The 14,536-nt window shown below is 59.4% G+C and carries 9 protein-coding genes and 1 pseudogene; 5 read left to right on the top strand and 5 right to left on the bottom strand.

The genetic code is table 11. The annotated features are described in order from the left end of the window. The first annotated feature begins 7 nt into the window (after window positions 1-7). Window positions 8-1,222 (top strand): hybrid sensor histidine kinase/response regulator, encoded by a 1,215-nt coding sequence (locus AB4O41_RS02510; RefSeq protein WP_460148259.1) that lies wholly within the window; start codon window positions 8-10, stop codon window positions 1,220-1,222. A 44-nt stretch (window positions 1,223-1,266) separates the two neighbouring features. Continuing rightward, window positions 1,267-1,644 carry a response regulator gene (locus tag AB4O41_RS02505; RefSeq protein WP_038983388.1) on the top strand — a complete coding sequence of 126 codons (378 nt, stop codon included), beginning with the start codon at window positions 1,267-1,269 and terminating at the stop codon, window positions 1,642-1,644. A 147-nt stretch (window positions 1,645-1,791) separates the two neighbouring features. Here AB4O41_RS02505 and AB4O41_RS02500 read toward each other — a convergent pair whose 3' ends face one another. From AB4O41_RS02500 to AB4O41_RS02490, 3 genes are all read right to left on the bottom strand, one after another. Continuing rightward, window positions 1,792-3,462: an ATP-binding protein gene (locus AB4O41_RS02500; RefSeq protein WP_460146052.1), complete on the bottom strand. Its 1,671-nt coding sequence runs from the start codon at window positions 3,460-3,462 to the stop codon at window positions 1,792-1,794. After that, a complete protein-coding gene (locus AB4O41_RS02495) occupies window positions 3,459-4,961 on the bottom strand; it encodes an ATPase domain-containing protein (protein WP_460146051.1) in 1,503 nt (500 codons plus the stop codon). The genes AB4O41_RS02500 and AB4O41_RS02495 overlap by 4 nt, the downstream gene beginning before the upstream one ends. A gap of 205 nt (window positions 4,962-5,166) precedes the next feature. Continuing rightward, window positions 5,167-6,222, bottom strand: coding sequence for a tetratricopeptide repeat protein (locus AB4O41_RS02490; RefSeq protein ID WP_460146050.1), 1,056 nt, complete (start codon window positions 6,220-6,222; stop codon window positions 5,167-5,169). A gap of 179 nt (window positions 6,223-6,401) precedes the next feature. On the opposite strand from AB4O41_RS02490, the gene AB4O41_RS02485 reads away from it, so the two are divergent. Genes AB4O41_RS02485 through AB4O41_RS02475 form a run of 3 tightly spaced genes read left to right on the top strand, consistent with a single transcriptional unit; the run spans window position 6,402 to window position 9,709 of the window. Then, window positions 6,402-8,549: an FUSC family protein gene (locus tag AB4O41_RS02485; protein WP_460146049.1), complete on the top strand. Its 2,148-nt coding sequence runs from the start codon at window positions 6,402-6,404 to the stop codon at window positions 8,547-8,549. Then, window positions 8,539-8,739 (top strand): DUF1656 domain-containing protein, encoded by a 201-nt coding sequence (locus AB4O41_RS02480; protein WP_038983381.1) that lies wholly within the window; start codon window positions 8,539-8,541, stop codon window positions 8,737-8,739. The genes AB4O41_RS02485 and AB4O41_RS02480 overlap by 11 nt, the downstream gene beginning before the upstream one ends. 4 nt (window positions 8,740-8,743) lie before the next feature. After that, window positions 8,744-9,709 (top strand): HlyD family efflux transporter periplasmic adaptor subunit, encoded by a 966-nt coding sequence (locus AB4O41_RS02475; RefSeq protein ID WP_460146048.1) that lies wholly within the window; start codon window positions 8,744-8,746, stop codon window positions 9,707-9,709. 207 nt (window positions 9,710-9,916) lie between these two features. Here AB4O41_RS02475 and AB4O41_RS02470 read toward each other — a convergent pair whose 3' ends face one another. Next, window positions 9,917-11,338 carry an efflux transporter outer membrane subunit gene (locus AB4O41_RS02470; RefSeq protein WP_460146047.1) on the bottom strand — a complete coding sequence of 474 codons (1,422 nt, stop codon included), beginning with the start codon at window positions 11,336-11,338 and terminating at the stop codon, window positions 9,917-9,919. Next, window positions 11,335-14,528: pseudogene (locus tag AB4O41_RS02465) on the bottom strand (efflux RND transporter permease subunit). Before AB4O41_RS02465 ends, AB4O41_RS02470 begins: the two are co-directional and overlap by 4 nt. Window positions 14,529-14,536: the final 8 nt, after the last annotated feature.

Below are 14,536 nucleotides of genomic sequence, written 5' to 3'. Positions count from 1 at the left end.
GGGTCGCATGTTAGGGAATATCCAGGCCAAATTACTGATCGTCGACGATCTGCCGGAGAACCTTCTGGCGCTCGAAGCCTTGATCAGGCGTGAAGACCGTCTCGTCTACAAAGCCCTGTCCGCCGACGAAGCCTTGTCGCTGTTGCTGCAACACGAGTTCGCCATGGCTATTCTCGATGTGCAGATGCCCGGCATGAACGGTTTCGAGCTGGCCGAGTTGATGCGTGGCACGGAAAAAACCAAAAACATCCCCATTGTGTTCGTCAGTGCCGCCGGCCGCGAGCTTAATTACGCGTTCAAGGGTTACGAAAGCGGGGCGGTAGACTTTTTGCACAAGCCGCTGGACGTTCACGCGGTCAAGAGCAAGGTCAATGTCTTCGTCGACTTGTATCGCCAGAGCAAAGCGATGAAGCATCAGGTTGAAGCGCTGGAGCAAAGTCGCCGGGAGCAAGAGGTGCTGCTCGAACAGTTGCAGAACACCCAGAATGAGCTGGAGCAAGCGGTGCGCATGCGTGATGACTTCATGTCTATCGTGGCTCACGAAGTCCGTACGCCGCTCAATGGCCTGATTCTCGAAACCCAGTTGCGCAAAATGCACCTGGCCCGGGATAACGCCGCGGCATTCACGATGGACAAGATGCACACGATGGTCGACCGCGACGAGCGGCAAATCAAAAGCCTGATCCGTCTGATCGAAGACATGCTCGATGTGTCGCGGATCCGCACTGGCAAGCTGTCGATTCGCCCCTGTCGGTTTGACTTGGTGCAACTGGTGAACAACCTTCTGCAAAACTTTGCACCGCAGGTCGAGGCCGCGGAGTCGTCGGTTACCTTGACGGCCAACCAGCCCGTGATGGGCCACTGGGACGAGTTCCGTATCGAACAAGTGATTTCCAACTTGTTGACCAACGCGCTGCGTTATGGCGCCAAGAGCCAGATCGACATACGCGTGTACAATCAGGACGGGCAAGCGTGGGTTGAGGTTCAGGATCGCGGTATCGGGATCAGTGAAGAGAATCAGCAGCGCATTTTTCAGCAGTTCGAACGGGTTAGCGCCAAGGCCGTTGTAGCAGGGCTGGGCCTGGGCCTGTTTATTTCGGAGCAGATTGTCGCCGCCCATGGTGGCTCCATCACCGTCGAGAGCCGGATTGGCGAAGGCGCCTTGTTTCGCGTTTGTCTGCCGCTGCAGGAAAACAGCCCGATAAACGCAACCTCTGAGTGACCATACGGTCGTATCAGCAGCTATTGATCGAACAAAGGTTTTCCATGAGTGAAGATGCACAAGATGTGGTACTGATCGTCGAGGATGACCCTTCGATCTTGATGGTGCTGTCTGCTTACTTGTCGGGTGAGGGTTACCGGGTGCTGCAAGCCGAAAACGGCGAGCAGGCCTTTGAAATTCTGGCGAGCAAACCGCATCTGGACATGATGATCACCGACTTCCGCTTGCCGGGGGGAATCTCTGGCGTGCAGATCGCCGAACCCGCCGTGAAGCTGCGACCGGAGCTCAAGGTCATCTTCATCAGCGGCTATCCGCAGGAAATTCGCGAGACCGACAGCCCGATCACCCGCAAAGCGCCGATCCTGGCCAAGCCGTTCGATCTGGATGTGTTGCAACAGATCATGCAGGACATGCTGTCCTGAAGGCAGCTATATCGTTGACCAGCCGGCCCCTGTAGGAGCTGCCGAAGGCTCGGGCCGTGTTCGGACGATCTTTTGATCTTTTTGCGCCCGCGCGACGGCCCAGGATCAAGAGATCGCAGCCTGCGGCAGTTCCTACACAAAAATCCTTCAGATTCTGATCATCTCCCGCACCTTCGCCGTCAATAATTCGAAGGTGAACGGCTTGGTGATCATCTGCATACCAGGGTCAAGAAAACCACCGCGCACGGCGGCATGTTCGGCATACCCGGTGATGAACAACACTTTGAGATCAGGCCGGTACTGTCGCCCGATTTCCGCCAGTTGCCGGCCGTTCATGCCCGGCAGCCCCACGTCGCTGATCAACAGGTCGATTCGCTGACCGGAGTCGAGAATCGGTACGGCGCTGTCGGCATCACTCGCTTCAACGAAGGCATAACCCAATTCACTCAATACGGCACTGACCAGAACTCGCACAGCGGGATCGTCCTCGACGATCAGCACGGTTTCGCCGTTCCGGGCGTAAGGAGCGTGTTGGGCATCGACTTGGGTGTCCTGGAGCAATTCCCCGCTGAAACGCGGCAAAAACAGACTGACCGTGGTGCCTTTTCCGACTTCACTGTGAATGCTGACGTGCCCGCCGGACTGTTTGCTGAAACCATAAATCATCGACAACCCCAGGCCCGTGCCCTGGCCGATGGGTTTGGTCGTGAAGAAAGGATCAAAGGCCCGGTTGATAGTGCTTTGGGGCATGCCGCAACCGGTATCGGTGACGCTCAGAACGATGTAATCGCCCGGTTGCAGATTGCTGTATGCCTCGGTGAACCCGGTATCCAAATGCTGATTGGAGGTTTTGACCAGCAGCTTTCCGCCGTCGGGCATGGCATCCCGGGCGTTGATCACCAGGTTGAGCAGGGCGCTTTCGAGTTGGTTGGGGTCCGCCTCGGCCACCCACAGTTGCTCGTCCAGCTGCATTTCCAGGTGGATGCTTTCGTTGATGCTGCGCTGCAACAGTTCACCCATGGCCACCACCAGGGTATTCATCTGCACGGGTTTTGAATCCAGTGACTGGCGTCGGGAGAACGCCAGCAAGCGATGCGTCAGGCCCGCGGCGCGGTTGGCTGAGGTCACCCCAAGATCGATCAAACTGTCCAGGTCCTCGGTACGTCCCCGCGCCAGGCGTCGGCGCAGCAGCTCCAGGCTGCCGATGATGCCGGTCAGCATGTTATTGAAGTCGTGGGCAATACCGCCGGTGAGTTGGCCGACCGCTTCCATTTTCTGCGACTGCCTGAGCACCTCTTCGTTGTGGCGCAGTTGCGCAGTGCGTTCCTCGACCTGTTGTTCGAGGGTTTCCAGGGTATTTTGCAGACGCAGTTCGCTTTGGCTCAGATCAATCAACCGGTCCCTGGCTTCATACTGCCGTCGTCGCCCGCGCAACGCCGTGGTGACCAGGCTGATTAGCGTGACCGGGTGAAACGGCCGCTCGAGAAAGGTCACGTTGCCCAGTTGCAAACCGAGTCGCGACGCAGGGTTCTGCTCCGGGCCACCACGGTGGGTCAGCAACACAATCGGCAGATCCGACCATGCCGGTTGCTGCTCGATCAGACCCAGCAGCGGTTCAAGGTTTACGCCCGATAAGGCTTCGGAAGCAATCACCAGCAGGCCGGCACCTAGCGACAGTTCGTTGCACAGCGCGCCCAGATCCCGGGTGATGACCCCGTTGAACCCTGCCTCGTTGAGCATCATCAGCGCGATCTGACTGTCGCGTCCCAACGGTGCAAGAATGATCGCACGCTCGGACATTGCTTCCATGGCCGTCACTGGACATCTTCCTCAAGCAGCGGCTTGCTCGCGCCCAGGTAAGTGGGCACGCCACGCAATACACCCTGGAATGCATCCAGTGGTTCACCAATGGTCATGCCCCGGCTGCTTATGCGGTATTCGCGAATGGTCGATTCGTGGCTGCCGGTGCGTTTCTTGATGATCGAGATCGCCCGGCGAACCTTGCCCAGGGCTTCGAAGTAGCGCAGCAGAATGACCGTGTCGGCCAGATAGGTAATGTCGACGGGGGCCTGCATGTCACCGACCAGCCCATGTTGGGCGACGGTCATGAACGTCGCGGCGCCTTGGCGATTGAGGTACAGCAGCAACTCGTGCATGTGCAGCACCAGGGCATTTTCTTCGGGCATTGCCGCCTGATAGCCATTGATACTGTCGATCACCACGGTTTTGATGTTGCCCTCATCGACACAACGACGAACCCGGTAGGAGAGTTCGCCGGGGGACAATTCGGCGGCGTCCACTTGCTCGATCAGCAGGTTGCCGGTTTCTTCCAGGGCCTTCAGGTCAATGCCGATGTTTTTCATCCGCTCGAACAGCAGCCCCAGTTCTTCATCGAAGATGAACAACGCGGCCTTTTCGCCACGGGCCACTGCCGCAGTGGCGAAGACCATCGAGATCAGCGATTTGCCGGTACCGGCCGGACCGAGGATCAGGGTGCTGGAGCCCGTTTCGATACCGCCACCGAGCAGGGCATCCATTTCCGGGATGCCACTGGTCAACTGCTGGCGGATATAACGCCCGCGATGTTCGGCCGCCACCAGGCGCGGAAATACATGGACGCCATCACCCATGATGGTGAAGTCATGGAAACCGCCCCGGTACTTCTGACCGCGATACTTCACCACGCGGATGCGCCGGCGTTCGGCGCCGTAGTTGGGCGTCAATTCTTCGAGACGAATCACCCCGTGGGCCACACTGTGCACGGTTTTGTCGAGGGCTTCGGTGGTCAGGTCATCCAGCAGCAGCACCGTGGCCTCGTAGCGCACGAAGTAATGCTTGATGGCCAGAATCTGCCGGCGGTAGCGCAAAGAACTTTGGGCCAACAGGCGGATTTCGGACAGGCTGTCGATTACTACGCGGGTCGGTTTGACCCGTTCGACCGCTTCGAAAATCTGCTTGGTGGCTTCGCCCAGCTCCAGGTCCGAGGAGTACAGCAGGCTCTGCTGATTTTCGGCATTGAGCAGGCTTTCCGGCGGCGTCAGCTCGAAGATGTGGATGTTCTCATCCAGCTCCCAGCCATGGGACAACGCCCCCTGACGCAGCTCGCGTTCGGTTTCCGACAGGGTGATGTACAACGAGCGCTCGCCGGCACGGGCGCCAGCCAACAGAAAATGCAAAGCGATGGTGGTTTTGCCGGTTCCAGGTTCACCCTCCAGCAAGAACACGTGGCCGCGGGACAATCCACCGGCCAGGATGTCATCCAGACCTTCAATGCCGGTGGCGGCTTTCGCACTGATCAACTCGTTAGATGTAGACAAGAAATGCCCTCTCATGACTAGGGATGCGAGGCAGCAGGCTGGAAGCGCCTGAATTGACTGCCTGATCACTTGACCTTTCGCCGAGACGGCGGTTCAACCTTTTGTGTTTGTGTGTGGTTCTTGTACAAAAAAGCAAAGATCGCAGCCTTCGGCAGCGCCCACAGGCGCGTAGGAGCTGCCGAAGGCTGCGATCTTTTGATCTTGATTAAAGGCCTTGCTGCAGCGCCGGATCGTCGGGGTTTAGCTGTTCCAGCTGTGCCAGCAGGATCTGCACGTTCTGCAACTGTCCGCTTTCCTTCCAGTAGTTAATCAGCAGCACGCGCGCCTTGCGATCGGCCGGGTGGCGTTGAACGATTTCCTGCAACTGGTTCTGTGCAGCCTCCAGCTCTTGCTCACCATGCAGCGTGGTGGCCAGATCGTAGCGGTAATCCTTGTTGTCCGGCTCAAGCTCCACGGCTTTGGACAACCCGAGCAGGGCGAACTCACTTTGCCCGTGATGCAGCAACCAGAGCCCCAGCGCATGTTGCAGATAGGCCGAGTCAGGCTGGGCCTTTAACTGTTTGGCCAACAATTGCCTGGCGGCATCGCTTTGGCCCTGTTTATCCAGCACTTCGATCTGCATCACCAGCGCTGGCAGGTTGCCGGGCGCCAGTTGCAACGTGCGTTCCAAGGCCTGCTGCGCGTCCTTCAGCTCGGCATTGTGCAAGTGCAGGCGCGCCAGTTGGTACTGGGTTTCGGCGCTTTCCGGCTGCCCCTTGAGAAGCTGCTCCCAGGCATCGATGGCTTGCTCCAAGGGGCCGAAGTACAACCCCAATTCATCCGGCGTCAGACCCAATAAGGCATTGACCGCCGCAAACCGGACGCTCGGGTCGCTGTCATCGAGCAAGGGCCCCAGCAATAGGCTGCGCTGCCCACTGGGCACCAGCCCATTGATGCTTTTGATCGCTGCGATACGCACTTCCGCCGATGGATGTTGCAGGTCCGCATCCGCGAGCTTCAGGGCCTGGGGGCTCGGGTAATTGGGCAGTTCGGCATGCAGCCAGACACGGCGCTTGGTCGACAGGTCAGGACGACCCAATTGCTGGTAAAGCACCCGCGCCGCCCCCGGTTGACCCGCGCGTGCCTGGGCCAGCGCTTCGCTGTAGCCATGCTTGATCGCCGCCGGCACCACGGGCGTCGTACTACGCAGGAAAAACCAGGCGAGGGCGAGGGCAAACAATACGCAGAGGCTGATGAACAAGTAGCGGCGGGACTGAGACATGCAGGAATCCGGGAGCTGGCAGGCTTTTGCAAAGCCACCAGCTTCGGTCAGGCCGGGCTGTGAGTCAAACCCTGGCTTAGGTCAATACGTAGTCGTCGGCGAATTTGCCTACAGGTTTTGTCGACACTGAAACCTGTCGAGGCACTGAAGCAATGACTACGCTTGCTGGAGATGACTTAATGAGCGCTCCCATGCAACCGCTGCTTCAGTATTTCAAGGCGATACTCAACCCCGGACGTGAGGTGCTGCTGTTCGCCCTGAGGACCATTGTGGCCGGGCTGCTGACATTGTATCTGGCCTTCCTGTTCGACCTTGAGCAGCCCAAATGGTCGATCATGGCGGTGGTCATCGTCAGTCAGCCATTGGGCGGCATGGCCCTGGCCCGAAGTTTCGGCCAGGTCATCGGCACCACGTTCGGAGCAGTGGTGGCGGTGTTGATCATGGCGATCTTTCCCCAGGCGCCCCTGCCTTTCATCCTCACCCTGGCCTTGTGGTTGGCATTCTGTACCGCCGGCGGCACTTTGTTGCGCTACACCAGTTCCCAGGCCTTTGTTCTGAGCGGGTACACGGCGGTGGTCGTGGCGCTGCTGGCGGTACCTGATCAGGAAGGCACGTTTCTGCTAGCCGTCACTCGTGTCACCGAGACGCTTTTGGCGGTGGCTTGCGTCTGCGTGGTCAGCCTTCTCACAGCGCGGCCGGAAGCTGTGGCGCGGGACTACTTCGCCAAGATCGATCAAATCATCAAGCTGCTCGCGACCCACGCTGCTGCCGTCATCCGAACCGAAGAAAGCGAGGTCGATTTTCATCGGCGACAGATGCAGCTGCTCGGCGCAATCAGTGCTCTGGAGGGGGTGCGTCGGCATTTATATTACGATGCGCCACGGCTGCGCAGCGCCAATAGTCTGGTGCAGTTGCTTGGCAATCAACTGGTGCTGCTGACTTCGCGGTTGACGGCCCTGCGTCACCAGCGGCAACTGCTCACCGAACGCTGGGAAGGCGCGTTGCCGGAAGAGATACAGCGTTTGCGTGCCGAAGAACTGGCGTTTCTCGATGAACTGGCCCTGCAAGGGCGCTCGTTGTCGAGCGAGGCGCGGCACCATTTCGCGGCGCTGCAACAGCGTTTCGATGACCAGGCGTACAAGGCCGAACAACTCACCGAGACGATGCCTGCCACCCTGCGTTCATTGGCCTGGGCATTGCGTTGGGAGCAGGCACGGATGCTAGAGCAACTGGCGCAGATTCTGGAACTGAGCGATGCGATCCAGGAAGGGCGTGAAGCCAGTTGCGTGTTCCGTGGCCAGGAAAATCCGCTGCATCTGGACTTCACCTTGGCGGCAATGAATGCAATCCGGGCATTTTTCGCGTTGCTGGTAGCCGGGTTGATCTGGATCGAGACCGCTTGGGACGGGGCCCGTGGCGGGATGATTGTGGTGGGGATTCTCTGTTCGCTGATGGCGACTTTTCCGCGGCCGTTGCTGGCCGCACAAAGCTTTGCCAGGGGGCTGGGTCTGGCCTTGGTTGTGTCGGCGCTCTATCTGTTCATGCTGATACCGATGATCAGTAACTTCGAGTTACTTGCCATGTTGCTTGCCCCATTGCTGTATGCCGTCGCGGTGGGGCTGGCCAGTCCGCCAACCACTGGTACAGGCATCGGTCTTGGGCTAACGACAATACTGTTGCTGGGTCCGCAAAACACAGGAAGCGGCCAAAACAGTGCCATTCAGTGGTTCGAATTTGCCGGTGCGTATATCAGCGCCTCCGCGCTGGCGCTCAGTGTCTATGCCTTGATCTTCCCCTTCAGGCCCGTTTTGCGGATACGTCGGCTGTTCAATGAAAACTGCGAGCAGGTCTACGCTTTGCTGAAGACGCCGGCCACCGATGAACAGCAATTTGCGTTTGAAAGCCGTATGGTCGATCGCCTGACCATGATGTTGGGATTATTGCCGGCTACCAACGACAAGCGCTCCAGCGAGCTGTTCGAAGTCAGCCTTGGGTGCATGGCGCTGGGTGTGGCTTTGAACCAGCTCAGGCAACAGGGGCAAAGCAACACGTTGCTGACTACAGACCAGCAAAACCGTTTGCTGGCTGCCGTGCGTGAGACAGGCCGATTGATCTCCGGGCGACCCGGGATTGACCTTGAGCAGCTGCTCGGAAACTTGCGTGTCTTGGGCGATGAAATGGACGACTTGCATTTAGACGTTCATGAACACCTGTGGTCGGTATTCAGGATGCGCGTGGCGTTGTTGATTGTGGTGTCGTTTCTGGAGCGACATCGCCAACACTTTCAACCCGTCCAAACCGAAGGAGAGCCAGCCCTTGCCCATTGATTTTGAATTGGGGGGCGTCTACTTGCCGCCGATTGCCCAGGCGTTACTGCTGGCCCTGCCCATTTTCCTGCTGCTGGACTGGATCTTGCGCCGCTTTGGCGTGCTGCGTTTTGTCTGGCATGAGGCTTTGTTCGAAGGCGCGTTGTACGCGTGCGTTTGCGCGACACTGATTCTGGTGATGGGAGCTTGATGCCTTGAAGAAGATCCTTGCCCGACTCGTGACTGTGGCGGTGGTATTGCTGGCCTTCGTGCTCGGCTGGTTCGCCTGGGAACATTACACCCGCGCGCCCTGGACTCGGGATGCGAGGGTTCGCGCCGATGTGGTGACGTTGTCCGCCGATGTCTCGGGGCGCATCGTCAGCCTGGGTGTTCAAGACAACCAGCATGTCGAGAAAGGCCAGTTACTGCTGGAGATCGACCCGTCGCGTTATACGCTGGCAGTGGAGCATTCCAAGCGTGCGGTGGAAGTCGCAAAAGCCACGCTGGGCCAGTCCGAAGCGACGATTGTCGCCAGCGAAGCACTGCTCAGGCAACGTCAAAGTGAAGAGCATCGCCGGCGAACCCTCAAACAGCGTTTCGCAATCTCGGGCGAAGAATGGGAAAAATCCAGTACCGAAGTGGCGGTGGCGCAGGCGGAGCTGTTGCGCAATCAGGCCAATCTGGGCCTGGCCCAAGCCAATGTGCAACTGGCGATCGCCGCATTGACCCAGGCCGAACTGGACTTGCAACGCACGCGAGTCGCAGCGCCTGTCAGCGGTTACGTGACCAACCTGCTGACTCGTCAGGGCGATTACGCCACTGCCGGAGGAGCGTTGTTGGCGCTGGTGGACAGCGACTCGTTTTATGTCAGCGGCTACTTTGAAGAAACAAAGCTGCCGCGAATCGAGGAGGGCGACCGGGTCAGGGTCGAGTTGATGAGCGGCGAGACCTTCGGCGGCACCGTACAAAGCATTGCTTTTGCTATAGCCGACCGCGAGAACTCCCCCGGCAGTCGCCTGCTGGCCAGCATCAACCCCAGTTACACCTGGGTCAAGCTGGCGCAACGGGTACCGGTGCGGATTCAGATCGATGCTGACTATGTCGCCAAAAACCGCCTGCGGGCCGGGACCACGGCTACCGTGACCGTCATGGAAAACCACGAGACTCAAGAACACCGCTAACCCTGTGGGAGCGGGCTTGCCCGCGATGGCGGTGGGTCAGCCAACATCCATGCTGAATGTGCAATCGTCATCGCGGGCAAGCCCGCTCCCACAGGGGAATGTGGTGGATTCAACAAGCGTGCGGACAAAAAAAGCCCCGCGACCGAATGAGGCGCGGGGCAAAAAGAATTGGTTGGTTGCGGCCAACCAAAGGAGCTCTTTGAAACGTTACTTGCTGGCGACCGTCTCTGGCTGCCAGCCGCCGCCGAGGGCTTTGTAGATGGCGACAATGCCGCGATACAAATCGACTTCGGCTTGGGCCTGGGTGTCTTCGGCTGCCAGGCGCTCGCGCTGGGCATCGAGCAGCACGAGGAAGTCCACGGTGCCTTCGCGGTAGCGAATGTCGGCGAGATCGGCAGCGGCGCGGCTTGATTCGCTTTGACGAATCAGCGAGATCAGGCGCTGCTGACGTTTGCCGTAATCGCTGAAGGCGTTTTCCGACTCTTCCAGCGCCAACAGTACTTGCTGCTCGTAGGTCGCCAGGGCGCCTTCGGCTTCAGCATCGGCACCGCGCAAACGGGCGCGCACGCTGCCCAGGTCGAATGCCGCCCAGGTAATGCTTGGGCCCAGTGCCCAGGCATTGGCAGCCGACGAGCCGATCTGCGAACCGCGCCCGGCGGTGAAGCCGAGGAAGCCGCTGAGGCTGACACGTGGGAACAAATCAGCCTTGGCCACACCGATACGGGCGGTAGCGGCCGCCAGTTTGCGTTCGGCGCTGAGGATGTCCGGACGCCGCTGCAGCAGTTCGCCCGGATCACCGATCGGCAGGGCCTTGGCGATCGCCGGCAAGTCTTTTGGACTCAGGTCGACGGTCAGCTTGTCCGGACGCTCGCCCAGCAGGGTGGCGATGCGGTTGCGCTGACGCACCTGTTCGGCCTGCAATTGCGGCACGCTGGCTTCGACAGAGGCCAGGCGCGCATCGGCGCGAACCACGTCCAGCTGATCGCCGACACCGGCATCACGCAGGCTTTCGGTGATCTTGCGCGACTCTTGCTGGTTGTTCAGGTTGGCCAGGGCGATCTTTTCCCGCAACTGCGCGCCGCGCAGTTGGCCATAGGCGTCCACCAGTTCGGCAATCATGGTGACTTGCAGTTGGTAAAGATCGGCTTCGGCGGCCTGCTGTTCGGCGTCGCTGGATTCCAGGTTGCGCTGGATGCGACCGAACAAGTCCAGTTCCCAGGCCATGTCCAGGCCCAGGTCATAGCGTTCACTGCTGACGCGTTTAGTGGTCTGGCCGGGAATCTGCCCTTTGGCCAGATCACTGCTGGCACGGCTGGTGATGGTCGGCATGGCGTCATTGCTGACGTCATCACGAATCGCTCGAGCCGCTTTCCAGCGGGCGAAGGCCACGCGCAAATCACGGTTGCCTTGCAAGGATTGCGTCACCAGCTGGTTAAGGGTCGGATCCTCGAACTGCTGCCACCAGATGCCTTCGAAACGGGCGCGGTCGAAGTTCTTCTGACCGGCGCTGCCATCGGTGGCGGCCGTGATGTTGGCCGCCTCCGTCGCTGGGGTTTTGTAATCCGGGCCAACGGCGCAGGCACTCAGGGCCAGTGCCAGAAGGCTCGGCAGGAAGGCTTTCAGGCTCATTGTTGCGCCTCCAGTTGCTTTTCCAATTTCAGCGCCTTGGCCGCTTTGCGCGCTTCACCGCGCTCCACAAAGTTGCGAATCAGTACGTAGAACACCGGCGTCAGCAACAGACCGAAGAAGGTCACCCCGAGCATCCCGGAGAACACTGCCACACCCATGGCATGACGCATTTCGGCACCGGCACCGCTGGAGAAAACCAGAGGCACAACACCCATGATGAACGCGAAGGAGGTCATCAGGATCGGCCGCAGACGCAGACGGCAAGCTTCCAGCACTGCTGCCAGCGGGCCGAGTCCTTCGTCCTGTTGCTTGTCCTTGGCAAACTCGACGATCAGAATCGCGTTCTTACACGCAAGTCCCACCAGTACGATCAAGCCGATCTGGGTGAAGATGTTGTTGTCGCCGCCCGAGGCAATCACACCGGTAATGGCCGACAGCAGGGTCATCGGTACGATCAGGATTACCGCCAGTGGCAGGCTCCAGCTTTCGTATTGAGCCGCGAGCACCAGGAACGCCAGCAGTACGCAGAGCGGGAACACGAACAGCGCGGTGTTGCCGGACAGAATCTGCTGGTAGGTCAGGTCGGTCCACTCGTAGGTCATGCCGTTGGGCAATTCGTCCTTGAGCAGTTTCTCGATGGCTTTTTCGGCCTGGCCAGAGCTGTAGCCGGGGGCTGCCGCACCGTTGATTTCAGCGGTGATGAAGCCGTTGTAGTGCATCACGCGATCCGGCCCCGAGGTGTCGCTGACCTTGATGAAGGTCGCTAGCGGGATCATCTCGCCCCGGTTGTTACGCACTTTCAGCTGACCGATCTGGTCCGATTCGAGGCGGAACTGTTGCTCAGCCTGAACGTTGACCTGGTAGGTGCGACCGAAGCGGTTGAAGTCGTTGGCATACAGCGAACCCAGGTAGATCTGCAGGGTGTCGAAGATGTCACTGACGGCAACGCCGTGGGTCTTGGCTTTTTCCCGGTCGATGGCGGCATCGACCTGCGGCACGTTCACCGTGTAGCTGGTGAACAGGCCTGCCAGTTCCGGCACGCTGTGGCTTTTGGTGATGATGTTCATGGTTTCTTTGTACAGCTCGTCATAGCCCAGGTTGCCCCGGTCTTCGATCTGCAGGCGGAAACCGCCAATAGTCCCCAGGCCTTGTACCGGTGGTGGCGGGAAGATCGCCATGTAGGCTTCCTGAATCCCCGCGTACTGGCCGTTCAATGCACCGGCAATCGCACCGGCGGACATGCTCGGATCCTTACGCTCGTCGAACGGTTTGAGGGTGACGAACACGATGCCGGAGTTAGGGCTGTTGGTGAAGCCGTTGATCGACAGACCCGGGAAGGCCACCGCGCTTTCCACACCAGGCTGTTTCAGGGCCAGGTCGGACATGCGCTTGATCACGTCTTCGGTACGGTCCAGGCTCGCAGCATCCGGCAGTTGCGCGAAGGCCACCAGGTATTGCTTGTCCTGGCCGGGCACGAAACCGGTCGGGGTATTGGAGAAACCGAAGAACGTCAACACCATCAGGCCGGCGTACAGCAGCAGGGCGATACCGCTGCTGCGGATAACCCGGCCTACAGTGCCGACATAACCGTGGCTGGCCTTGTCAAAGAAACGGTTGAACGGACGGAACAACCAGCCGCCGAAGATTTTGTCCAGAACCTTGGAAAAACGGTCTTTCGGCGCGTCATGACTCTTGAGCAATACCGCAGCCAGAGCCGGCGACAAGGTCAACGAGTTGAAGGCCGAGATCACAGTCGAGATCGCGATGGTCAGGGCGAACTGTTTATAGAACTGCCCGGTCAACCCGGAGATGAACGCTGCCGGGATAAACACTGCGCACAACACCAGCGCCGTCGCGATGATAGGGCCGGTCACTTCGCGCATCGCGCGCTTGGTGGCTTCTACAGGGGTTAATCCGAGCCCGATGTTTCGCTCGACGTTCTCCACCACCACAATCGCATCGTCGACCACGATACCGATGGCCAGTACCAGCCCGAACAGCGACAGGGCGTTCAATGAGAAGCCGAACAGGTGCATCACGGCAAACGTACCGATCAGCGAAACCGGCACCGCCACCAATGGGATGATCGAGGCGCGCCAGGTTTGCAGGAACAGGATCACCACGAGCACAACCAGGATCAGCGCTTCGAAGAGGGTGTGAACCACCGCTTCGATCGAGCCGCGCACGAAGATCGTCGGGTCATAGACGATGCTGAAGTCCATGCCTTCCGGGAAGTTCTTCTTCAGTTCGGCCATTTTCTCCCGAACATCGTTGGAGATCTGGATCGCGTTGGAGCCAGGGCGCTGGAAGATCGGGATCGCCACCGCCGGCTGGTTGTCCAGCAGGGAGCGCAGGGCGTATTGGCTGGAGCCGAGTTCGACACGGGCGATGTCTTTCAGGCGAGTGATTTCACCATTTTCGCCGGAACGAATGATGATGTTCTCGAACTCTTCTTCGGAAACCAGACGACCTTGCGTGTTGATCGACAGCTGGAACGCCGTGGCATTAGGTGCTGGCGGGGCGCCCAGGGCACCGGCCGCCACCTGACGGTTCTGTTCCCGAATCGCGGTGACCACATCGGTCGCGGTCAGGTTGCGCGAAGCGGTTTTGTTCGGATCCAGCCACACCCGCAGGGAGTAGTCGCCCATCCCGAACAGCTGAACGTCACCGACACCGCCCAGACGCGCCAGCTCATCCTTGATGTTGAGCAAGGCGTAGTTGGACAGGTAGAGCATGTCGTAGCGTTTGTCCGGTGAGGTCAAGTGCACAACCATGGTCAGGTCGGGCGATGCTTTGTCGACGGTGATACCGATGCGCGTCACTTCCTCGGGAAGCTTCGGTTCGCTCCGGGTCACGCGGTTCTGAACCTGCACTTGCGCGTTGTCCAGGTCAGTGCCCAAAGCGAAGGTGATAGTCAGGGTGATCTTGCCGTCAGCGGTGGACTGCGAGGACATGTACAGCATGTTCTCGACGCCGGTGATGGCTTGCTCCAAGGAGCGGCCACGGTCTCACCGATGACTTTAGGGTTGGCGCCCGGGAAGTTGGCACGGACCACAACGGTCGGTGGCACGACTTCCGGGTATTCGCTGATCGGCAACTGAAACAGCGAGATGGCGCCAGCGATCAGGATCAGCAACGACAGTACCGCTGCGAAGATCGGCCGTGAAATGAAGAATTGGGAAAAATTCATCGGAGTAA

This window comes from Pseudomonas sp. S2_A02, assembly GCF_054668495.1.
The sequence above is the reverse complement of the archived record's forward strand: the minus strand, read 5'-3'. Positions and strand labels throughout refer to the sequence as shown.